Genomic DNA, 21,051 nt, shown 5'->3' with positions numbered 1-21,051 from the left:
GGAAAATAATTGTTCAAAATTTCCTCCTGTCTTTCAGCACCTGATTTGAAATGACAATTCTCTGGATCTCACTGGTTCCTTCATAAATGGTAAACACCCTTGCATCCCGATAAAATCGTTCAACATCATACTCTTTGGTAAACCCGTATCCGCCGTGTATCTGAATGGCCCGGGCCGTGATCTGGTTCACCATTTCAGAGGCAAACAGCTTGGCCATGGACGCTTGCTTTGTATGAGGTTGTTTTCGGTCTTTCATGGATGCGACTGAAAAAATCAATTGTTTGGCAGCCTCAATCTGGGTTGCCATATCAGCAATCTGGAACCGTATGGCCTGGTGCTTTGAAATGGCCATGCCGAATTGTTTTCTTTGTTTTGCGTATTTTACGGCAGCATCAAAAGCAGCCATGGCCACGCCGTAAGATTGAGCGGCAATACCGATTCTGCCGCTGTCCAGGCCTGACATGGCGATTTTAAACCCGTCCCCTTCTTTGCCCAGCATCAGGTCTGCCGGCACCCTGCAGTTTTCAAAGATTAAATCCGTTGTATCAGATGCCCGCAACCCCATTTTATCTTCCAGATGGCCCACAACAAGACCGGGGGTCTTCTTGGGGACAATAAAACAGCTGATTCCCTTATGCCCTTTGCTTTCATCTGTTTTGGCAGTAACCAGAACAACTTTCGAATGTTTACCCGAAGTAATGAACCGCTTGGTTCCGTTCAACACATAATGATCTTTTTGCCTTACTGCCGTTGTCTGCTGGCTCACCGGATCAGATCCAGCCTCAGGTTCAGTCAAGGCAAATGCACCAATTATTTTACCTGAAGCCAGAGGAACCAGAAATTGTTGCTTTTGTTCTTCTGTTCCATATTTATAAAGGCTTTCACACACAATTGAATTTTGAACCGACATGACAACAGATGTTGATGCGCAAGAGTAGGCAATTTCAGACAATGCAAGGACATAGGAAATCGTATCAGCAGACTCACCGCCATACTTTTCAGGAATCATCATGCCCATCAATCCCAGCTCCCCCATCTGCCTGAAATTTTCAGCCGGGAATTCTTTTGTTTTATCCCTTTGTGCTGCAGTTGCTGCAATGACCTTGCGGGAAAACTCCCTGACCATATTCTGAATCATCAACTGTTCATCAGTAAGCTTGAATAACATGATCCCCCCTTTTATATGTACTGGTCACCATTGCTCCACCCAAAAACTTCAGCTTTGGGCAGCTCACGGTGCATACACCACAACAATAAGTTGAGCATCTGTCTTGCCTGTATTTCGCAAGTCATGCTTGACGCCGGAATTAAAATGAAGCGAGTCCCCTTTGTTCAATTTGTTAACATGATCACCGACCTGAATTTCCACTTTGCCGTCAAGCACATAGACAAATTCTTCTCCCTCATGCTGAAATCCTACACCGCCATGGCTTTTCCCGGCTTCAACAACAATCTTGAACGCTTTAAGATGTTTGTTTTCAGCACTGGGGGCCAATGGGGTGTAGGCATAGTGGTCAGTCCGTTTGGTATATGCTCTGGATCTTTCTTCAATAACATCATTCTGCTCTTTAAACAAAAAGCTCGAATCAATATGAAGGGTTCTTGAAATTTGCAACAAGTTTCCAACCGAAGGCCTTTGATCGCCTGCCTCAATTTTTTTAATCACTTCTTTTGACAGCCCGGTTTCATTGGCCATGGTATCCAGACTGATCTTTTTGTCCAGCCTGGTCTGCCTTATCCTCTTTCCAATTGGTATGATTCCTTTTTTTTGGGCCATGGTATCTCCAATCATTTGATTTTATGAACAAACCATATATTGATTGAGCGCTCGTTCAGCATATGTCGCTAAAAAAAATCGATCCTGATTTCCATATTAAAACTTGGGTTCCATATAAAATAAGAGTTAACCAATGACTTCAAGCCAGTTTTCAGTATCTTCGGCTTTTCCGTACTGGATGTCGGTTAATGCATTATAGAACTTCATTGCAGTTTCACCAGGTGTACCATCCCCAATGGAAATAACCTTGTCTCCATAACGTATTTCACCCACAGGAGAAATCACTGCAGCTGTTCCGGAACCGAAAATTTCTGTCAGTTTACCGTCTTCATGAGCCTTAAATACTTCTTCAACGCTGATTTTCCTTTCAGATATGTTCATGCCCCATTTTTTTGCCAGACTGATAACAGAATACCGTGTGATTCCAGGCAGGATACTCCCATTCAGAATGGGCGTCACCAGTTCATCCCCGATAAGCAGGAAAATATTCATGGCACCAACCTCTTCGATATACTTTCTTTCGATGCCATCCAGCCAGAGTACCTGGTCATATCCATTCTTTTTTGCCTCTTCAGATGCAAACAGACTGGCAGCATAATTAGCAGCAGTCTTAAATTCCCCCATCCCCCCTCTGATAGCCCTGACATGCTCCTTTTCCACCCAGATTTTCACAGGATTCAGACCGTCGGCATAGTATGCCCCAACAGAAGACAGAATAATGAAAAACTTATAAGTGTAAGACGCGCGCACCCCGAGGAACGGATCGGTTGCTATGATTGTGGGTCGTATATAAAGTGAGGTTCCAAGGGTTTCAGGAATCCATTTTTCTTCCAGTTTGATCAATTTTTTCATGGCATCCATGACAAAATCAACATCAATCTGCGGGATACACAGGCCTTTTGCAGACCGGTTCATTCTTTCAAAATTATCCTTTGCCCTGAAAAGGCAGATCTTTTTATCCGGGGTTTTATAGGCTTTTAATCCCTCAAAAATGGCCTGACCATAATGAAACACCATTGCAGAAGGTGGAACACTAAAATCAGCATAAGGTTCTATTCGAGCATCATGCCACCCGTTATCTTTAGAATAATCCATGACAAACATATGATCAGTAAACACATTGCCAAACCCTAACGCAGAATCCTGAGGCCGTGTTCTGTTCGTCTGGGCAAGGGTGACTTTAATTTCCATTCTTTCCTCCGTAAATTTAATTAATATTAATGGTGTTGTGCAAAAAATAAGCTGTAATTTCATTATTTGCCAAAATAATTTTATTTGTTTATATTGACGGGCTTATTTTTTTTCGGTTACTATATTAAATTATTTATCTGCTTAAGACAAAGGAAAAAAAAATGGATGTGAAATATCATGTTGAAACTGCCTGGACTCATTGTATCAATAATATTTTATCATTGATCATTCTTACGCTTGTTGTAGCGGCCGTCAGTATTTTTTCCATCGGCATCCTTGCGCCTGTTGCTTTTGCAGGGTATACCCACTCACTGTATCAGCTGTTAAAATACAATCGGGAGCCCAAAGCCCAGGACGTTTTTTCACAACTCGGGCTGTTTTTACCGTTATTCATTTTCGGGCTGATTGTCTTTATTGTCACTATGGTTGGATTCACACTCTTTATTATTCCCGGCATTTTATTTACCCTTATAATTGGATACACATGCCTTTATCTGATTCCTGTAATGGTGGACAAACAATACGGGCTTGTTGATGCCGTCAAAGAAAGCACGGCCATGGTAACAAGCTCTCCTGTGTCAGATCATATCATTGTTTTTATTGTCTTCTTCGCCCTGACAACCATTGGTGCTTCATCTTTTATCGGTTTTTTGCTTCTTCAGCCCTTTGCGACATTGTTTTTGCTGTCTGCGTATGAAAAACTCAAATAAAACAAAGAAATACCTGGAGATATCATGCAGGACAGTCCTTTAGAAACCTATGAATTTGAAACCGGCATGTACCGGCCGCCCAGTGAAGGCGGCAGTGCATCCCTTCTTGTGAGGCTTACCCGAAACTGCCCATGGAACCACTGCACATTCTGCGCCATGTACAAATCGGAAAAATTTGAACTTCGCAAACCAGAAGATATCATTCAAGATATAAATGTCATGAATGACATATATTTACAGATCAAAAAGATATCCATAAAACTGGGGCAAGAAGGCCAAATCACAAACCAGGCAGTTGGTGAATTCATAAAAAAAGCTCCTGGACTCTATTTTCACCCAGGTATTTCAATGCTCTTAACCTGGCTGGCCTCAGGAGGAAAAACCGTTTTTTTACAGGATGCAGACAGCCTGATCATGAAAACCGATCACATGATCCAGGTACTGAACCATTTAAAAACAACTTTTCCCACAATTGAAAGAATCACATCCTATGGCCGGTCAAGAACCATTGCCAGAAAACCTGCCGCCGACCTTGAAAAAATCCGCAAAGCAGGTCTTGACCGTCTCCATATCGGGCTTGAAACAGGTGATGCAGCCTTGTTGAAAAAAATCAAAAAAGGGGCAACACCGGAAGACCATGTAAAAGGCGGCAAAAAAGCCATGGAAGCAGGGTTTCAGGTTTCGGAATACTGGATGCCGGGCCTTGGCGGCAAGACCTTTTCAAAAGACCATGCAGCAAACACAGCCCGTATCCTCAACCTGATCAACCCACACTATATCAGGTCCCGGCCCTTTACCCCCCGGCCAGGAACCATATTGCATGAAAAAGCGTCACGAAATGAACTGGACCGCCTGACACCCAAAGAACAGCTGCTGGAAATAAAACAGACCCTAAAAGACCTTGACGTAACCTCCAAAGTCTGCTTTGACCATGCGGGAAATTTCTGGAGTGCCCCCAATGGACAACTCCTGTTAACCCATGATTATGAAGGGTATCAATTTCCAAAAGAAAAAGAGAATTTAATGGCCTTGATTCAAAAAGGCATTGACCATTATTCATCACCTTTTATTTCTTGAATACGATAAAGACTGTCAAAGTCTCCTTTATAAATGGCATTTAATGAACAGGTGTGGTATAGGCTTTTTTATGGAGAATTATCAAACCGTATCTAAATTTATCGGATTTATCTGCCATGAAAACCATGAAAGCGCTTGTTAAAGCAAAGCCGGAACAAGGCTTATGGCTTCAGGATGTTCCAATTCCTGATATTGCACACAATGAGGTGCTGATAAAAATCATCAAAACCGCTATCTGCGGGACAGATGTCCATATTTACAACTGGGACAAATGGTCACAAAAAACCATTCCCATTCCCATGCACATCGGCCATGAATTTGTGGGAACCATTGAAAAAACAGGTTCCCATGTGGTTGATTTTAAGCCGGGAGACCTTGTGTCAGGTGAAGGCCACCTGGTTTGCGGCCGTTGCCGCAACTGCCTGGCCGGACGGCGGCACTTGTGCAGGGACACCAAAGGAGTGGGGGTCAACAGGCCCGGGGCACACGCCCAGTATCTGGCCATCCCTGTAACCAATGTCTGGTATTGTGATAAAACAATCCCCCTGGATGTGCTGGCCTGTTTTGACCCCCTTGGAAATGCCACCCACACGGCCCTGTCTTTTGATGTCCTGGGTGAAGATGTCCTGATCACCGGGGCAGGCCCCATCGGATGCATGGCAGCAGCCATTGCAAAACATGCAGGGGCAAGATATGTGGTGGTGACGGATGTCAATCCCTACAGGCTTGATCTGGCAAAAAAAGCAGGGGCAACCCTTACCATTGATGTTACACAGCAAAGCATTGAGCAGGCCCAAAAAGAGCTTGGCATGAAAGAAGGATTTGATGTAGCCATGGAGATGTCCGGCAACCCTGCCGCCCTGGCTTCCATTCTGAATAATATGTGCCATGGGGGAAAAATCGCCCTTCTGGGCATCATGCCCGATAATACGGACATAGACTGGAACAAGGTTGTATTCAACATGTTGACCATCAAAGGCATTTACGGCAGGGAAATGTATGAAACCTGGTATAAAATGAACAGCATGATTCAAAGCGGACTTGATATTTCACCTTTGATCACACACACATTTGACTACACTGAATTTGAAAAAGGATTTGAGGCAATGAGATCCGGTCAATCAGGCAAAGTCATACTGAACTGGAACAAATAATGAGTACACACAAGCTTGACATATCCCTGGAACAGGAATTAGACGCCTTAAAACTCGAAGGCCGCGCCAAACCCACTGAAAGAATAATTGAACACTATATTCCGCCCAAAGGCAACAATGGCCCGCGATATAAACTTGAGGGAAATGATAATGAGTTTATCCGGCTGAACTCCAACTCTTACCTGTCTCTTTCCAATCACCCGGACCTTATAGATGCGGCAGACAAGGCAACTCATAAATTCGGCGTAGGACCAGGGGCTGTAAGATTCATAGACGGCACCTTTGTGTATCACGACCGTCTTGAAAAAAAAGTGGCGGCATTTACAAATAAACCTGCTGCCAAAATTTTCAATTCCGCCTACACTGCAAACTGCGGCCTTGCCCTCTCCATTTCCAACAAAAAAACCCATTGGATCGGTGACAAGCTCAACCATAACAGCATTATCAGGGCCATGCGAATCAGCAGTATTCCCAAAGAAAACAAAGGCATATTCAAGCACAATGACATGGCTGACCTGAAACGCTGCTTAGATGAGGTCAGCCCCGGCATGGAAAGGGTTGTCGTTATATTTGACGGAATTTTCAGCATGAGAGGAGATTATGCTCCCATCAATGAAATCACTAAAATCTGCAAATCATATGATTCAAAATTCAAAGACGGAGTGATCACGGTTGTTGATGACTCACACGGGATAGGTGCCTATGGTGATACCGGGCGCGGCACCCCTGAATTTTGCAATGCAGCACCGGACATCATTATCGGAACCTTTGGCAAAGCCTTTGGTGTGAACGGAGGATTTATTTGTGCAAGCAACAGCATTATCGAATCAGTCCGGCAAAAGGCAGACACCTATATTTATACCAACCCTTTGAGTGTTGCAGACTGCGCCGCCGCCATAAAGGCCATTGATATTTGTGACAGCGCTCAGGGACGCCAATTGCTTTTTGACTTACAAAAAAGAACCAACCAATTCCGGCAGGGACTTGAAGGACTTGGCAAAGAATCTATCACAGGTCCCCATCCGGTTGTACCGTTATTGGTTAGAGACACAACAAAAACCCATGATCTTGTGAATTATTTATTCAATAATGGTGTCCTGGTTGTCGGATTAACATTTCCCGTTGTGCCCAAAGGAGATGAGACCATCAGATTTCAAATCAATGCCTGTCATACCTTTGCAGATATAAATCATGTCATTGAATTATTAGATCAATTTGATTAAAATAACATCAAGATAATTTCCCATGATTGCCTGCAACTAAAACAGGAGCCTGAATGGACAATCAAAATATCCTTGAAAACAAAAAAATTCTTGTGGTTGATGATGAAACAGATATCTTGGAAACTCTTAAAGAGTTGCTTTACATGTGTTCGGTTGATACGGCTGCAACCTTTGAAGAGGCTGTTGCCCATTTGAGAAACAACACCTATGATGCTGCCGTTCTGGACATCATGGGAGTTAAGGGATATGACCTTTTAAAAATCACCAATAAAATTGATATCCCCTCCTTGATGCTCACGGCTCATGCCCTCACTCCTGACAATTTAAAACAGTCCATTGAACAAAAGGCGGATGCTTATGTACCCAAAGACAAACTTGTGGATATTTCCCTTTATATTGCAGATATTTTGACCGCAAGACAACAAGGGAAAAAAGTCCATGTCACATGGTTTTCACTTCTCAAGCCCGTATTTGATAAAATATTCGGGGAAGGCTGGCGAAAAAAAGACAGGGATTTCTGGGATGAATTTGATGAAAAACAGATCGCCTCAAGGGATGACATTCAAAAAATGGAATAGGCCTATAATGGAATCGTCACAATAAATTCAGCACCTTTTCCATCGTCTGAATTCAACTTAAGCGCGCCTCCCATATCCTTTAACAATACCATTACACCGGCAAGCCCAAGTCCATGACTTCGAATCGCACTCTCAATGGACGAGCCTGTGGTAAAATAGGTTTCAAAAATTTTCTGATGATCGGCCGGAGGTATGCCTCTGCCGTCATCTGTTACTCTTAAAATCAGTTGTTTTTCCACAATAGTGCCTGAAATTCCCACAAAAGAAGCGCGATGCTTAAATGCATTGCTCACAAGATTTCTCAAAATCTGTCTTACCTTGGCCTCATCAAGATGAACCACGGTTTGCCAGACTTTAGGATCAAAAGATAACCCGGCCCTGCTATCCTGCAATGCCTGTTGAAATTCAGCATAGGTCCCGGTTTTTCGAATCATCTCTGCCACGCCTGGATTGGAAAGATCAAAAATTTCCATCAACACATTTTTTACAAGGGAAGAGATGGAAAAATCAGTGGTGATCATTACCCCTTCTCTGGATCTTCCAAGCTCCAGCACATCATTTACAAGCCGCTGCGTTGTCAAGGTGTTCCTGATAATTCTTTTGAGTACTTTAATCTGTTTATCCGTAAGGGGACCATAGGAATCCTGTCGATTCAGCAATGATTTGGCCCCGGCATCTATTACTGAAATGGGCACCTTTAAATCATGAATAAGAATCTCGGTTTTGATCGTAGCGCTTGTTGTTTTTTCCTTCAAACTTTAAAATCCTTGCAATTTTAATCAATGATTTTATATATTGTAATCGCTTACATATTGTAATTGATTGTTACACATTAGCCGCACTTTGGCAAAGAACATTTAAAACCTTATTATCATTTGAATAAATCATAAATTTTGTTATACGGGTATCAACGAATCTTGTAAAGTCTTTTGGGGTTTATTTATGAAAAACAATGAAGAATATGTTGCTGCACTTGAAAATAAAATAGAAAAGTTAGAAAAACAAAACCATGAGCTGAATAATATTATTTTCAAAGCTCCCATTCCCATGTTTGTCGTTGACAAAACCCATACCATCACCCATTTTAACAAGGCTCTTGAAGCATTGTCAGGACTGTCCGCCAGTGACATGATCGGAACAAAAAACCAGTGGAAGGCCTTTTATTCTTCAAAACGGCCGGTTATGGCGGACCTGATCATTGACAAATCTTCAGATGCCAAAATCATTGAGCATTACGGCCCAAAATACAATCACTCTTCCAAAGACAAAGAAAGATTTGCAGCCACCGACTTTTTCCAGGACTTGAATAAAGAAGGCAAATGGCTGTTTTTTACCGCCTCCCCCTATACGGACGATCATGGAAACATTGCAGGTGCTGTTGAAACCCTCCAGGATGTAACCGAAACAAAAATGGCTGAAAGGAAAAAAAAAGAACTCTACCGTATTTATCGAAAAATTCTGGAATTTATCCCCTATCCCATTATCGTATATGATGAAAAAGGATTGGTTTCTTATTTAAACCCGTCTTTTTCAAAAACATTTGGATGGTCCATAGAAGAACTCAAAGGCAAACCTGTTCCGTTTGTGCCCCAAGCCCTTAAAGCGGAAACCCATGAAATGATAAATAAATTTGAAACACAAAAATCCCTTGCCCGTTACGAAACAAAGCGGCTCACACGGGAAGGCAAGGTACTGGATGTTGTACTATGGGCCGCATCCCATTCAAGAGTTAAAACCGGGCCAACGGAAACCTTTGTGATCTTAAGAGATATTACAGAAGAAAAACGGCTTGAGGCAAACAACAAGACCATTATGAGAATCAGTGCCGTTCTACCGGAATATCCTGAACTTGAAGATCTGATGAATTATATTTCAAAAGAGGTCAAAGAGCTTTTAAACACTGAAGGAGCCGTGGTTCTCCTGTATGATGAGATCAAGGAGGAACTGTTTTTCACCGGTGCATCCTATGATGATTTTGATACGGAAAAAAGAACAAAAACCATCCGTTTTCCGGTTGATTCTCTCCTGGCCGGTAAAATTATAAAAACCGGTGAATATGCCCTGGTGAATGATATAGAAAAGCTGGCAGACAATTACCCTGAACGGGATGAGAAACTGGGATACAAAACAAAAAGTCTCCTGGAAGTTCCCATTAAAAGCGAGGACAGGATCATAGGGGTTTTGTGCGCCATCAACAAAAAACAGAACCGGTTTGATTATAATGATATGGAACTTATGACCATGATAGCCGGAACCGTTGCCATCTCAATTGAAAATGCACGGTTTGCCGAAGCTCTCAAGGAGGCTTACAGAGATGTGGCGTCAATGAACCGCGCCAAAGGAAAAGCCATCAACCACCTTTCCCATGAACTGAGAACACCTGTGGCCATACTTAACGGTTCTTTGCAGATCTTAAAAAAGAAGCTTGAATCAGTGAAAGGGATAGATGCCAGCAGCACTCTGGACAGAATTGAAAGAACACTGAACAGAATCGTTGATATCCAGGATGAGGTGGCAGATATCATGGAAGACAAGACCTATTCTGCCCAAACTATGTTGTTAAAGATGTTTGAAATCTGCCAGGATGAACTTGAAACTCTTATCCTGGAAAACCTTAATTCAGACAATCTTGAACAATCAATCACGCAATTGATTGATGACAAATTCGGGCCCAGATCAATTCATTACAGGCCGATTGTCTTTTCCGAATATTTCAAAAAACTATACGATTCCCTTAAGCCTGAATTTGAATTCAGGCCCATTGATATTGAAATTTTTGTGGATGACAACCTGCCGGTTCTTCTGCTGCCCGAAGAAATCCTGGATAAAACAATTGGCGGACTTGTTAAAAATGCCATTGAAAATACCCCTGACTACGGCAAAATCCATATTTTTATTAAAACAAAAGATGCCGGAATTCTCTTTTGCATACATGATTTTGGTGTGGGTATTGAAGCAGATGCCCGGAAAAGAATCTTTGAAGGATTTTTCAGCACCCAGGAGACCTTGCTGTATTCCACGAAAACACCCTTTGCATTTAATGCAGGAGGGAAAGGTGCGGACCTGTTGCGTATGAAAATATTTTCAGACCGTCTTGGCTTTACACTGAAAATGGAATCAAAACGATGCCGCTTCCTTTTGGAGAACAACGATGCAACATGCCCTGGTGATATCAAGGCTTGCCGGTTTTGCCAAACCCGGACGGATTGTTTAAATTCAGGATACTCAATTTTTAAGCTGTTCTTTCCGTGTGAAAAAAAATAATAAAAAAAAGTCTTTGACAAACCAGAACAAATTAAATTATTACTAGAGACATATTGAGACTGAGCGCTCGTTTGCTTTGTCAATACTGGCTTAAATTGATTTCCAGCAAGATTTTAAAAAAAAATGAGGTGAATTTTTACAGTTGATTGAATTTTTAAAGTTTTTTACAGTTTAACAGTTTATGCTTTTGGCAAGGAGTGACGCGTTATGAACAGTCTTCACAATCTGACCTATTTCGACATCTACGAAAGAAACGCACTTTACAAAGGTTCATCTTGTGCCATTCACTGGGAAGGATCGGATATCACCTATTCGGATCTTTTCTTGCAAGCCGGCAAACTTGCAAACGGCCTCAAAAATCTGAATCTGGCTTTTGGCAGCAGGGTAGCTGTTCTGTGCAAAAACCATCCTGTTTTTTTTCATCTGTTTGGTGCGGCATCCGCACTCAACATCACGCTTGTTCTCATCAACAGGCGGCTGAGCCAGGACGAAATCAGCTTTATTATTGAAGATACAACGCCCTGCTTGATTGTCTGCGACAAAGAAATGGCTGATCAGGCCGGGAAACTTACGACATCATTTTCCTGTCTTGAACACTGTTATGTTGTTGACGATAAAAAAGATTCCGGTTTTTCAAAATTATATCATGACACGCCAATCAAAAACCCGGTTCCATGCCGCCCGACAGATCCTTTTGTAATAATTCATACAGCGGCCGTTCAGGGCAAACCCAGGGGAGCTGCTCTGGGACAGGAAAATCTTATTCTGGCCAACCAGCAGATCATCAACGCATACAGCCTTGATGAAACCAAAACCTATTTAAACGTTTTGCCGTTATTTCATATTATGGGAATAAATATAGGGTTGGGAACACTTCAAGCCGGTGGCAAAAATGTTATACAGGAAAAATTTGACCCTCTCAAAACTCTGGAACTGATCCAGGAACAAAAAGTTAATATTTTTGGTTCCTTTCCCCCAATACTGACAAATCTGATGGATGCCATGAAAGACGGCAAGTTTGATCTGTCAAGCCTTGAAATCGCGGCCGGGCTTGAAATGCAGGATACGGCAAAAAAATGGGAAGAAGTTACGGATTCCAAATTCTGGACCATGTACGGACAAACCGAAACATCAGGCCTGATCACATTTGCCGAATACTTTGCAAAACCTGGGTCAGCCGGCAGAATCTCACCTCTTGCCAATATTAAAACAGCAGATGAATCTGATACGCTTCTGCCTCCCGGTGAAACCGGGGAAATCCTTGTCAAAGGGCCCCTGGTGTTTCAAGGGTACTGGAATGCCGACAAACTCAATGCCCACACCTTCAGGGGCGGGTGGCACCATACCGGAGACCTTGGAATGATTGATTCAGAGGGATTTTTGTTTTTTAAAGGCAGAAAAGCTGAAAAAGAACTTATCAAGCCGGGTGGAGAAAATGTTTTTCCCGCTGAAGTGGAACAAGCAATTCTTGAGCATGACGCAATCAAAGAAGTCTGTGTGTTCGGGGTTCCTGACCCAAAATTCGGGGAAGGCATCAAAGCTGTCTGCTCGCTGAATCCAGGCTGCAAACTGACAGAAGATGAGCTGATACGATTTTGCGGATCACGCATTGCCGGTTACAAAAAACCAGGATATGTTCAATTTATAACCGATCTGCCAAAGGCAGGTGACGGCAAAATCGACCGTGAGAAAATTAAAATAAAATATGCCTGAAAACATTTCTTTTTATGAGATGCAGGTTCTCTTTAATCTGACTTAAAACCGGGGTTGTATATGGCACATTTAACTGTTTCTGACGTAACACTCTCTTTTGGCGGCCTTAAAGCCCTATCCAATGTAGACATGATCATTGAGCCGGGTCTGATCACATCTATTATCGGCCCTAATGGCGCAGGCAAAACCAGTATGCTCAACTGCATATCAGGTTTTTACCACCCCACCCGCGGCGATATTTTTTACAAGGATAAAAAACTGACCAACTCTTCCCCCCACCAGGTATCAAATATGGGGATTGCAAGGGCATTTCAAAATCTTGAGCTTTTTTCCGGCCTTTCGGTTCTTGACAATCTTCTTCTGGCCCGTCACCAGAATTTAAAATACAGCTTTCTGCACGCGATATTTTTCTACGGAAAGGCCTCCCGGATTGAAGCTGAAAACAGGGCACATGTTGAAACCATTATAGATTTTATGGAGCTGGAGCCTTACAGAAAAAGCCTTGTGGGGAACTTAAGCTATGGGGTGCAAAAAAAAGTCGAGGTGGCCCGTGCCTTAACCCTTGCACCGGATATCCTTCTTTTGGATGAACCCATGGCTGGAATGAACCAGGAGGAAAAAGAGGATATCGTCAGATTTGTGATGGATATTCAAAAAGAAAAAGAGATTACTGTGGTGCTGGTAGAGCATGACCTTGGGGTTGTCATGGACATTTCAGACCAAATTTATGTTCTTGATTTCGGCGAGGTGATCGGTTCCGGAACTCCTGAGGAGGTTGCCCAGAATCCTAAAGTAATTGAAGCTTATATTGGAGAGGATTAAATCTATGAGCAAGAATGATCACCTACTTGAATACTCCATTCCCCAATTGCTTCGCTGGCGGGTTAACAGCACGCCCAAACGCCCGGCGCTAAGGGAAAAAGATTTTGGAATCTGGAACACCTATACCTGGGAAGATTACTATGACTATGTCCGCAAAACCGCTCTTGGTCTCAAAAACATCGGGCTGGGCAAAGGAGAAACCATTGCCATCATCAGTGATAATATTCCAGAACTTTTGTTTACAGCCATTGGAGCGCACGCCATTGGTGCTGTTTCAGCCGGTATCTATCAAACCAGCATGCCCCGTGAAATTGCCCAGATCATTCAATACCTGAAAGTTACCGTGGTATTTTGCGACAACCAGGAACAGGTGGACAAGGTTCTGGATATCAGAGATCAGATCCCCAATGTTAAAAAAGTCATTTTTGAAGACCCAAGAGGTATGAGAGAATATATGTCTGATGACTGGTTTGTTGATATCAAAGATATTTACAAACTGGGTGAAAAAATTCATGCAAAAGATCCTGATATTTTTGAAATCCTTGTGGATCAAGGCAAGCCGGACGATGCCTGTCACCTGTGCCTGACCTCTGGAACCACGGGGCTTCCCAAAGGCACCATCATGACCCATAGAAATTATATCAACATGGGAGTAAAAATAACCGATGTCGATCCTCTGGAGCCTACGGATGAATATGTCTCGTTTCTGCCTTTTGCCTGGATCGGTGAACAGATGAACTCATTCGGGGTTGCCATGGCCACGGGAATCACCATTAACTTTCCCGAATCCGTTGAAACAGCCATGTCGGATTTAAAGGAAATCGGACCCCATTTCATGTTCGGTGCCCCAAGGATTTATGAAACCATCCGGTCTGAAATCTGGCTGAAAATCGACCAGTCCTATTGGTTGAACAAATTATTCTATAATTATTTTATATCTGCAGGTTTAAAAGCCGCACACTACAGGATGACCGGCAAACCCATGCCGTTGGGATTAAAACTCAAATCATGGCTGGGCAAACAGATGGTCTTTCGCCCCCTGATCAACCAGATCGGGCTGTTGCGGCTAAAACGCGCCTATACTGGCGGTGCTGCATTAGGGCCGGAACTTTTCACCTTTTACCAGGCCATCGGGGTAAATTTGAAACAAATTTACGGACAAACCGAAATAACCGGGATTGCCTATATGCACAGGGACGGTGATGTTAGGCCCGAAACCGTTGGCAAGCCATTGCCCGGAACCGAATGCAAAATCGCGGACAACGGGGAAATCCTGTCCAGATCCGCTTCTGTTTCCCCAGGCTATTATGATCTGCCGAAAAAATCCGAAGAACTGCTGGAGGGCGGTTGGCTTCACTCGGGAGATGCCGGATTTATTGATGAACACGGCCACCTGGTGGTTATCGACCGCCTGTCAGACGTGATGCACAACAATAAAGGAGAAATGTTCTCTCCCATGTTTCTGGAAAACGCCCTCAAATTCAGTCCATATATCAAAGAGGCGGTGATTTACGGCAACAACGAGGACTTTGTGGCGTGCCTGATCAACATTGATCCCGTTGTTGTGGGCAAATGGGCTGAAGACAAAGGCATTTCCTTTACCACATATATGGATCTTTCCGGCAGACCTGAAGTGGCTGAACTTATTATGGAACAGGTAAAGGATGTCAACTGTAGAGCTGAAAAAGAACATTTTAAAATCAAGCGGTTTGCCCTGCTTTACAAGCTTTTGGATGTGGATGACGGGGAGTTGACCAAAACCGGTAAAATCCGCCGTCAATTTGTTCAGGAACGATACCAGAACCTGTATGATGCGCTTTATGACGAATCTATTGACAAAAAAGAGGTTGAGGCTTCCTTCCAGTATCAGGACGGGCAGTCAGCCAAGGTTAAAACAAGCATTTTGTTTTACACGGTGAAAGGATTTTGATGAGTTATTTTTTTCAAATTTTAGTCAGCGGCATTGTGGTCGGCTCTATTTATGCTTTAGCCGCATTGGGACTGGTGCTGGTCTATAAATCCAGCCGTGTGGCAAACTTTGCCCATGGGCAGATTATTGCAGCAGGTGCATTTATCACCTATTACCTTACGGTAGGATTAGGAATACCGATCTTCTTTTCTTTTCTGGTCGGCATGATAATCACATTTTTTCTGGCCATGAGCGTTGAAAGAATTTTTTTACGTCGCCTGATCGGAGAACCCATCATTTCGGTTATCATGGTGACAATTGGGCTGGCCTCTATCATTGACGGTTTGATCTTTATCACCCCTTTTGGCACGGAAAATTTTTCCTTTCCACAATTTTTACCCCAGACCCCTCTGACCTTTGGAGGTGTTTCCATTTCATGGACACAGCTTGTGGGTGTTATCATCACCTGTCTTCTGATCGGGGCATTTTCCTGGTTTTTCAAAAAATCAACTGTAGGCATTTCCATGCGGGCAGTGTCCGACGATCAGTTCGGTGCCATGTCCGTGGGTATCTCCGTGCCAAAGGTCTTCGGACTTGCCTGGGCAACCGCAGGGCTGTCAGCTGCAGCGGCAGGCTGTATTATCGGCAACATAACCGGGTTGAACTTTGAAACGCTCCAGGCATTTGGTATTATTGTGTTTCCCGTGGTCATCCTGGGAGGCCTTGATTCAATTTTAGGCGCGGTTGTGGCAGGAATCATTATGGGATTGATCCAGCAGTTTGCAAGCGGTTACCTGGATGGTAATTTCGGATTGAACGGCACCGGGGATGTCATGCCATATATTATTTTATTAATCATTCTTCTATTTAAACCCCACGGTTTATTTGGAATTCATGAAATTGAGCGAGTGTAGCCTATGTCAGCAAATTCATGGTTAGCAACGGGTAATTTTCACACAACCTACAGGCAGGAACAAAAAACGTTTTTTACAAGTCTTGACCGTTCCGTGTTTACATTATTCTTGTTAATTCTTTTTTTCTGGCCCCTGTTATTTCCCTTGAGCAACAAATATATGCTTGTGGTGGATAATATTCTCATTGCCATTGTGGCAGTTATGGGATTGAACCTGGTGACAGGGTTTGCAGGTCTTATATCCATCGGCCATGCAGCATTTGTCGGTATCGGGGCGTACACAATTGCATCCTTTTGCAGAACCATTGGAGATTCCCATATCATTGTCACCCATTTCTGGCCCGTGCTGATTCTTATCAGCGGATTTGTGGGTGCCGCGTTCGGTGCCCTTGTCGGGCTGCCGGCCCTGCGGCTGAAGCATCTTTACCTGGCTATTGCCACTCTTTCATTTCAAATGATTTTCCAGTGGGTTATTAATTTTATGACCTTTTTCAACCAGGGCCAGACCATATTTGTGGGCAGGGTATTCTGGTTTACGGGTAAAGTGGGACGAAATGACCATTATCTGTTCTGGTATTATATTATCCTTGTCATAGTGGTTCTGCTGGGATTTGGGGTAAGAAACCTTTTAAAAACCCGCTATGGACGATCCCTTGTAGCGGTCAGGGACAATGACCGTGCCGCAGATGCCATGGGAATCAACCCCGGTCTTACAAAAGTCTATGCATTTGCACTGGCAGGTTTCTTTGCCGGTGTTGCAGGTGCCCTGCATGCATATCTTTACCGGGGTGTCGGGTTTGAATCCTTTACCCTGCATGAATCCATTTCTTATCTTGCCATGGCCATTGTCGGGGGCCTTGGAACTTTAAACGGATCATTCTGGGGACCTGTGGCCATTAAATTTCTGGACCTGCAGGTGGAGCATCTTTCAGAGGCTGCCGGACAATACCTGCCATCCAGCATGAATCTTGCAACAGCTTTGAAACCTTTTAGCTTCGGCCTTGTTATTGTTTTGTTCCTGATGTTTGAACCCAGGGGAATTGCAAACTGGTGGAGAATCGCCAAATCATACACAAAGCTGTGGCCATTCCGTTATTGATATTTTTTTTGATAATGATGGTCTTGCTTTATAATTTTTCAAATGCCTTAAACCCAAACCAAGGAGGAACAAAAAACATGAAAATCCAAAAACTATTTTTTTTGAACGCTTTACTGGTTATTGTCGTTATGTTTGCATTTACCGCACCTGCAAATGCCGGAGGAAAGGTTTACAAACTGGGACTGTCGCTGGCCATCACAGGCCCGACATCTGATGCTGGAAATCCTTATGCAAAAGGGGTTGAGGATTATTTTAAATTTGTGAATGAAACAAACATACTCGGTGACGATAAAATTGACTGCACCATCAGGGATGACCAGTATAAAACCGATATCACCAAAAGAAATTTTGAAGAGTATCTTGATGACGGTATAGTCATGTATCTGAACTATTCCACCGGCAGCACCCTGGGGCTGAAAAGGGATTTTGAAGAAGAACGGATTGCGGTTCTTCCCGCCTCCTACCATGCGGGAAACCTGGATGATTCCAACTATATCTTTCTGCCTGTAGCCTCCTATTCGGAACAATTGGTTGCCCTTTCCGAGTATGTGGCACAAAACCACACTGACGGCAAAGCCAAAGTTGCCATGTTTATCCATCCATCCGCCTTTGGACGCGGACCGGTGGATGATGCAAAAAAAGCGGTTGCCGCAGGCCTTAACCTGGAAATTGTTGAAGTGGTTGAACACGGCAAAGACCTTGACAACTCTGCCATGTTAAAACGGCTGATGAGCAAGGACGTTCAATATGTTTTGTGCCATACGGTTCAATCCCCTGTTGCAACAATGCTCAAAGATTCATCCCGCCTGGGACTGACGGCCAAAACCTATGGTGAACAAGGAAAACTCACCTTCCTGGGCGTTCATTACACCGGTGGAAACGATCTGATTGCACTGGCCGGGGATGCCTGCGAAGGATACTTCTGGACCTGCTCTTTTAACCTGACATCTGAAAAAGGTGAAGGAACAACAAAACAGCTGGCCCTTGCCCAATTGTATGGACGTGACGACAAGGCTGCCAATTCCCATAATTATGCTGCCGGCATAATGGTAGCACAGGTTGCAACCGAGACCATCAAAAGAGTCAAGGCAAAGGGGAAAAAAATAACCAAAGAAACTTTATACAACGAACTCAATTCAATGAATGGTGCAAATGCATATAATCCCTATACAACCATGGGACCTGTGACCTATTCAAAAACAGACCGTGCAGGTGTTGACATGCTCCAGATTTACAGTGTCCAGAATGGTGTGTTCAAAAAGATAGGAGAACCAATGCAGTCAAAATTCATGAAAAAAATAAAATAAGCAAAGGCAAATGATTCTTTAGCCATCAAATCAAATTTGTGACCTAAGCTGAACCTTAATTTACCGGAAATCCAGCTGTAGCTTAACCCGGATTTCCGGTAAGATTAACCTGAAAAAAAAGAAAACGAATATGGGAAAAAACCTGCTTGAAGTAAATAATATTGAGGTTGTCTATAATGATATCATCCAGGTATTGCGCGGTGTGAGCCTGAATATTCCCAAAGGCGGTATCGTATCCTTGCTGGGTACCAATGGTGCGGGCAAAACAACCACTTTAAGGGCGATCTCCGGTCTTTTAAAGCCTGAAAACGGTGCCATCAAGGAAGGATATATCAAATTCAACGGGACTGATACCACCCATCTTATGGGAACGGATATTGTTAAAATGGGCGCTGTTATGGTGCCTGAAGGCAGACGTGTGTTCAAACACCTGACCGTTAATGAAAACATCATTGTGGGGTCCATTACCCGCAAGGACGGATCAGCTAAAATCCGTGAAGACAATGAGCTGATGTACAAACATTTTCCCAGGCTCTCAAATGTAACCAACCGGATGGCCGGATACAGCTCAGGCGGGGAGCAGCAGATGATTGCCATTGCCAGGGCATTGATGGCAGCCCCTGAAATGCTGATGCTGGATGAACCGTCTCTTGGCCTGGCACCTTTGCTGGTCAAAGAAATATTTGATAATATTCAAAAAATCAATAAAGAACTTGATACCACAATCCTGGTGGTTGAGCAGAATGCAAAAGTGGCGCTGGCCATATCAGATTATGCGTATATCATGGAGTCCGGTAAAATTGTTCTGGAAGGTCCGTCAAAAGAGCTGCAGGACAATCCTGATGTAAAAGAGTTTTATATGGGAATCACCAAAGGCGGCAAAAGAAAATCCTTTAAGGATGTAAAGTCTTATAAAAGACGTAAACGCTGGATGTAAAGTATAATTTCAGGAGATTTATATGAAAATACTTGTTGGATATAATGGTGGAGAAGTCGGCAGACTCGCTTTATCCCTTGCAAGGGATTATGCCCTGAAAAACAATGCTTTTGTTTATATCATCACCTCAATGCAGGGTGGAACTTCTGAAAAACAGTCGGATATTTTAAAAGCAGAAGAAAATCTTGAGTTTGCCAAAAAACTGATGGAGCATTCAAAAGTAAAATACGATGCTCAACAAAGCGTAAGAGGACTTTCACCGGGTGAAGATCTGGTCAAGTTTGCACAGGAAAATGATATTGATCATATTTTTCTGGGAATAAAGAAAACTTCCAGAACACAGAAAGCCTTTCTGGGTTCCACATCACGCCATGTCATCCTCAAAGCCCCCTGCCCTGTCACCACGGTCAAATTCAACCTGGACAATATGACAACCCAAGAACTCTTAAGGGACCGGAGGCTTCTGGTACTTGATGATGAACCTGATATCCTGGAAACGGTTGAAGAGTTGCTGGACATGTGTTTTCTTGATCAGGCAGCCACTTTTGATGAGGCCAGAAAACTGATTGAACATAATCGATATGATGTTGCCATCCTGGATATCATGGGTGTAAGCGGTTATGATATTCTTGAACTTGCCCGCAAAAAAGATATTCCTGCGCTCATGCTGACCGCCCATGCCCTGACCCCTGAAAATTTAAAAGAATCCATTCAAAAAGGTGCGGACTCCTATATTCCCAAAGATGAACTGGCCAATCTTGGCGACCATGTTGCCGATGTCATCAAAACCCGGATACAGGGAAACCAGGGGTATGGTGCCTGGTTTAAAAAGTTAAAACCCTTTTTTGATCAATCCTTTGGTAAAGGCTGGCGGGAAAAGGACAGAAAATTCTGGAACTCTTTTGATGATAAATATGGCGGATGATAAACACAGTTAATCATAAAATTCATTTAACAAACAGACACATATACGATCAAGCCGTTAAAAATTTATATCTTGAAAATATAAATTCGGATCTTTTTATTCCTTTTTTTGCATATTGTGAAAAAAAATTCACAATCCATGAACTTTTTTCCACAATATAGAGTTGCTTTCTCATCAATTATTATAATTAGCTTGTTGTTGTTTTTTATATGAAAGTCTTCAAAAATCCAAACAGCGACTTTCATTTTTTGTTGTGGGCAAATCTGAGCAAAAAACCAGGTCTGCCCGTGGCAGTCATATCACAATAGTGCCTGATATCCTGAAATGTCTTGTCATTCAAAACCTTCAAACCAAAAAATCATTATCAATCCCTAACAATCCGCTCTGAAAATTTGATTAAAAAATGCAGGTATACAAATTGCATTTTTAAAATATGCCACGACACAATTTTT

At 43.0% G+C, this 21,051-nt stretch carries 18 protein-coding genes; 14 read left to right on the top strand and 4 right to left on the bottom strand.

Annotated features, from left to right (window positions below; all coding sequences use genetic code 11):
- Positions 1–13 precede the first annotated feature (13 nt).
- The 3 genes from TOL2_RS03800 to TOL2_RS03790 form a co-directional block, all read right to left on the bottom strand.
- Positions 14–1,168: an acyl-CoA dehydrogenase gene (locus TOL2_RS03800; RefSeq protein ID WP_014956219.1), complete on the bottom strand. Its 1,155-nt coding sequence runs from the start codon at positions 1,166–1,168 to the stop codon at positions 14–16.
- Positions 1,169–1,231: 63 nt separating this feature from the next.
- Entirely contained in the window at positions 1,232–1,777 is a 546-nt protein-coding gene (locus TOL2_RS03795; RefSeq protein ID WP_014956218.1) for a helix-turn-helix domain-containing protein, read from the bottom strand.
- Positions 1,778–1,903: 126 nt separating this feature from the next.
- Complete coding sequence (locus TOL2_RS03790; protein WP_014956217.1) at positions 1,904–2,968, bottom strand: branched-chain amino acid aminotransferase; 1,065 nt, start codon at positions 2,966–2,968, stop codon at positions 1,904–1,906.
- A gap of 161 nt (positions 2,969–3,129) precedes the next feature.
- Between TOL2_RS03790 and TOL2_RS03785 the strand changes: the two genes are divergently transcribed.
- The 5 genes from TOL2_RS03785 (at position 3,130) to TOL2_RS03765 (ending at position 7,710) form a co-directional block, all read left to right on the top strand.
- Complete coding sequence (locus tag TOL2_RS03785) at positions 3,130–3,678, top strand: hypothetical protein (RefSeq protein WP_014956216.1); 549 nt, start codon at positions 3,130–3,132, stop codon at positions 3,676–3,678.
- A gap of 24 nt (positions 3,679–3,702) precedes the next feature.
- Positions 3,703–4,755, top strand: a complete 1,053-nt coding sequence (locus tag TOL2_RS03780; protein ID WP_014956215.1) for a radical SAM protein — start codon at positions 3,703–3,705, stop codon at positions 4,753–4,755.
- Between the two features lie 116 nt (positions 4,756–4,871).
- Positions 4,872–5,909, top strand: a complete 1,038-nt coding sequence (gene tdh, locus TOL2_RS03775) for an L-threonine 3-dehydrogenase (protein WP_232508053.1) — start codon at positions 4,872–4,874, stop codon at positions 5,907–5,909.
- Positions 5,909–7,132, top strand: a complete 1,224-nt coding sequence (locus TOL2_RS03770; RefSeq protein ID WP_014956213.1) for an aminotransferase class I/II-fold pyridoxal phosphate-dependent enzyme — start codon at positions 5,909–5,911, stop codon at positions 7,130–7,132. The genes tdh and TOL2_RS03770 overlap by 1 nt, the downstream gene beginning before the upstream one ends.
- A gap of 53 nt (positions 7,133–7,185) precedes the next feature.
- Positions 7,186–7,710, top strand: coding sequence for a response regulator (locus TOL2_RS03765; RefSeq protein WP_014956212.1), 525 nt, complete (start codon positions 7,186–7,188; stop codon positions 7,708–7,710).
- 2 nt (positions 7,711–7,712) lie between these two features.
- On the opposite strand, the gene TOL2_RS03760 is transcribed toward TOL2_RS03765, so the two are convergent.
- Positions 7,713–8,465: a sensor histidine kinase gene (locus TOL2_RS03760; protein ID WP_014956211.1), complete on the bottom strand. Its 753-nt coding sequence runs from the start codon at positions 8,463–8,465 to the stop codon at positions 7,713–7,715.
- A gap of 187 nt (positions 8,466–8,652) precedes the next feature.
- Here TOL2_RS03760 and TOL2_RS03755 point away from each other — a divergent pair, with 187 nt between their 5' ends.
- The 9 genes from TOL2_RS03755 to TOL2_RS23405 all read left to right on the top strand — a co-directional run bounded on the left by TOL2_RS03755 (position 8,653) and on the right by TOL2_RS23405 (position 20,599).
- On the top strand, positions 8,653–10,974 hold the full coding sequence (locus TOL2_RS03755) for a sensor histidine kinase (protein WP_014956210.1): 2,322 nt from the start codon (positions 8,653–8,655) through the stop codon (positions 10,972–10,974).
- A gap of 207 nt (positions 10,975–11,181) precedes the next feature.
- Positions 11,182–12,687: an AMP-binding protein gene (locus tag TOL2_RS03750; protein ID WP_014956209.1), complete on the top strand. Its 1,506-nt coding sequence runs from the start codon at positions 11,182–11,184 to the stop codon at positions 12,685–12,687.
- 60 nt (positions 12,688–12,747) lie between these two features.
- Entirely contained in the window at positions 12,748–13,509 is a 762-nt protein-coding gene (locus TOL2_RS03745; protein ID WP_014956208.1) for an ABC transporter ATP-binding protein, read from the top strand.
- A 4-nt stretch (positions 13,510–13,513) separates the two neighbouring features.
- The gene (locus tag TOL2_RS03740; protein WP_014956207.1) at positions 13,514–15,439 is read left to right on the top strand and encodes an AMP-binding protein; all 1,926 of its coding nucleotides are present in this window, start codon (positions 13,514–13,516) and stop codon (positions 15,437–15,439) included.
- Entirely contained in the window at positions 15,439–16,332 is an 894-nt protein-coding gene (locus TOL2_RS03735) for a branched-chain amino acid ABC transporter permease (RefSeq protein WP_014956206.1), read from the top strand. Before TOL2_RS03740 ends, TOL2_RS03735 begins: the two co-directional genes overlap by 1 nt.
- 3 nt (positions 16,333–16,335) lie before the next feature.
- A complete protein-coding gene (locus tag TOL2_RS03730) occupies positions 16,336–17,430 on the top strand; it encodes a branched-chain amino acid ABC transporter permease (protein ID WP_014956205.1) in 1,095 nt (364 codons plus the stop codon).
- 77 nt (positions 17,431–17,507) lie between these two features.
- Positions 17,508–18,737, top strand: coding sequence for an ABC transporter substrate-binding protein (locus TOL2_RS03725; RefSeq protein ID WP_014956204.1), 1,230 nt, complete (start codon positions 17,508–17,510; stop codon positions 18,735–18,737).
- Positions 18,738–18,867: 130 nt separating this feature from the next.
- A complete protein-coding gene (locus TOL2_RS03720) occupies positions 18,868–19,674 on the top strand; it encodes an ABC transporter ATP-binding protein (RefSeq protein WP_014956203.1) in 807 nt (268 codons plus the stop codon).
- Between the two features lie 22 nt (positions 19,675–19,696).
- Positions 19,697–20,599 (top strand): universal stress protein, encoded by a 903-nt coding sequence (locus TOL2_RS23405; protein ID WP_014956202.1) that lies wholly within the window; start codon positions 19,697–19,699, stop codon positions 20,597–20,599.
- Positions 20,600–21,051 lie beyond the last annotated feature (452 nt).

Origin of the sequence: Desulfobacula toluolica Tol2, from assembly GCF_000307105.1 — a bacterium.
GTDB lineage: Bacteria > Desulfobacterota > Desulfobacteria > Desulfobacterales > Desulfobacteraceae > Desulfobacula > Desulfobacula toluolica.
Note: the sequence above shows the minus strand (reverse complement) of the source record. Positions and strands in the feature narration are given on the sequence as shown.

Coding starts and splice junctions, on each gene's coding strand:
- TOL2_RS03800 (WP_014956219.1), bottom strand. CDS start 1,168: ATGTTATTCAAGCTTACTGATGAACAGTTGATGATTCAGAATATGGTC.
- TOL2_RS03795 (WP_014956218.1), bottom strand. CDS start 1,777: ATGGCCCAAAAAAAAGGAATCATACCAATTGGAAAGAGGATAAGGCAG.
- TOL2_RS03790 (WP_014956217.1), bottom strand. CDS start 2,968: ATGGAAATTAAAGTCACCCTTGCCCAGACGAACAGAACACGGCCTCAG.
- TOL2_RS03785 (WP_014956216.1), top strand. CDS start 3,130: ATGGATGTGAAATATCATGTTGAAACTGCCTGGACTCATTGTATCAAT.
- TOL2_RS03780 (WP_014956215.1), top strand. CDS start 3,703: ATGCAGGACAGTCCTTTAGAAACCTATGAATTTGAAACCGGCATGTAC.
- tdh (WP_232508053.1), top strand. CDS start 4,872: ATGAAAACCATGAAAGCGCTTGTTAAAGCAAAGCCGGAACAAGGCTTA.
- TOL2_RS03770 (WP_014956213.1), top strand. CDS start 5,909: ATGAGTACACACAAGCTTGACATATCCCTGGAACAGGAATTAGACGCC.
- TOL2_RS03765 (WP_014956212.1), top strand. CDS start 7,186: ATGGACAATCAAAATATCCTTGAAAACAAAAAAATTCTTGTGGTTGAT.
- TOL2_RS03755 (WP_014956210.1), top strand. CDS start 8,653: ATGAAAAACAATGAAGAATATGTTGCTGCACTTGAAAATAAAATAGAA.
- TOL2_RS03750 (WP_014956209.1), top strand. CDS start 11,182: ATGAACAGTCTTCACAATCTGACCTATTTCGACATCTACGAAAGAAAC.
- TOL2_RS03745 (WP_014956208.1), top strand. CDS start 12,748: ATGGCACATTTAACTGTTTCTGACGTAACACTCTCTTTTGGCGGCCTT.
- TOL2_RS03740 (WP_014956207.1), top strand. CDS start 13,514: ATGAGCAAGAATGATCACCTACTTGAATACTCCATTCCCCAATTGCTT.
- TOL2_RS03735 (WP_014956206.1), top strand. CDS start 15,439: ATGAGTTATTTTTTTCAAATTTTAGTCAGCGGCATTGTGGTCGGCTCT.
- TOL2_RS03730 (WP_014956205.1), top strand. CDS start 16,336: ATGTCAGCAAATTCATGGTTAGCAACGGGTAATTTTCACACAACCTAC.
- TOL2_RS03725 (WP_014956204.1), top strand. CDS start 17,508: ATGAAAATCCAAAAACTATTTTTTTTGAACGCTTTACTGGTTATTGTC.
- TOL2_RS03720 (WP_014956203.1), top strand. CDS start 18,868: ATGGGAAAAAACCTGCTTGAAGTAAATAATATTGAGGTTGTCTATAAT.
- TOL2_RS23405 (WP_014956202.1), top strand. CDS start 19,697: ATGAAAATACTTGTTGGATATAATGGTGGAGAAGTCGGCAGACTCGCT.